1 protein-coding gene is annotated in these 1040 nt (G+C 67.4%); it reads right to left on the minus strand.

The annotated features are described in order from the left end of the window. Positions 1-37: 37 nt before the first annotated feature. The coding region (locus ACFW3F_RS25605) for a DUF6421 family protein (protein WP_388062529.1) at positions 38-1040 on the minus strand (1003 nt) is incomplete at its 5' end.

Below are 1040 nucleotides of genomic sequence, written 5' to 3' on the forward strand. Positions count from 1 at the left end.
ATCCTCGCCTCCTGAGCAGTTGTGATACCGCGATCGCTCACGCGGCGACCCGCTCGGCACCGTCCGCCGTGATGCCCTTGGTGGAGGCGATCACGTTCTTCAGCTTCTTCGACAGTGCCTCATAGAACATGCTCAGCGGAAACTCGTCCGGAAGCACGTCATCCACGAGTTTCCGGGGCGGCAGCGTCAGGTCGAGGGCGTCGGGACCCTTGGCCCACCTGGAGCCCGGGTGCGGGGAGAGATAGGTGGAGACCAGCTCGTACCCGGCGAACCAGTGGACGAGCTTGGGACGGTCGATGCCGTCGCGGTACAGCGTCTCGATCTCGGCGCACAGCTGGTTGGTGACCTGCGGGGCGCGCTCCCAGTCGATGGAGAGCTTGTTGTCGGTCCAGCGGACGACGTCGTGCTTGTGCAGGTAGGCGAAGAGCAGCTGACCGCCGAGGCCGTCGTAGTTGCGCATCCGCTCACCGGTGACCGGGAAGCGGAACATCCGGTCGAAGAGCACCGCGACCTGCACGTCACGGGCCTGCGGGACGCCGTCGCCGGCCAGCTTCACGGCCTCCCTGAAGGCGGTGAGGTCGCAGCGCAGCTCCTCCAGTCCGTACATCCAGAACGGCTGGCGCTGCTTGATCATGAACGGGTCGAAGGGCAGGTCGCCGTGGCTGTGGGTGCGGTCGTGGACCATGTCCCAGAGCACGAACGCCTCTTCGCAGCGCTTCTGGTCGTGCACCATCGCGGCGACGTCCTCGGGCAGCTCCAGGCCCAGGATGTCGACGGCGGCCTCGGTGACGCGGCGGAAGCGCGCGGCCTCGCGGTCGCAGAAGATGCCGCCCCAGGTGAACCGCTCGGGGGCCTCGCGCACCGCGATGGTCTCGGGGAAGAGGACCGCGGAGTTGGTGTCGTAGCCGGAGGTGAAGTCCTCGAAGGTGATGCCGCAGAACAGCGGGTTGTCGTAGCGGGTGCGCTCCAGTTCGGCCAGCCAGTCGGGCCAGACCATGCGCAGCACGACCGCCTCGAGGTTGCGGTCCGGGTTGCCGTTC

The organism is Gordonia sp. NPDC058843 (assembly GCF_042743165.1).
Lineage (GTDB): Bacteria > Actinomycetota > Actinomycetes > Mycobacteriales > Mycobacteriaceae > Gordonia.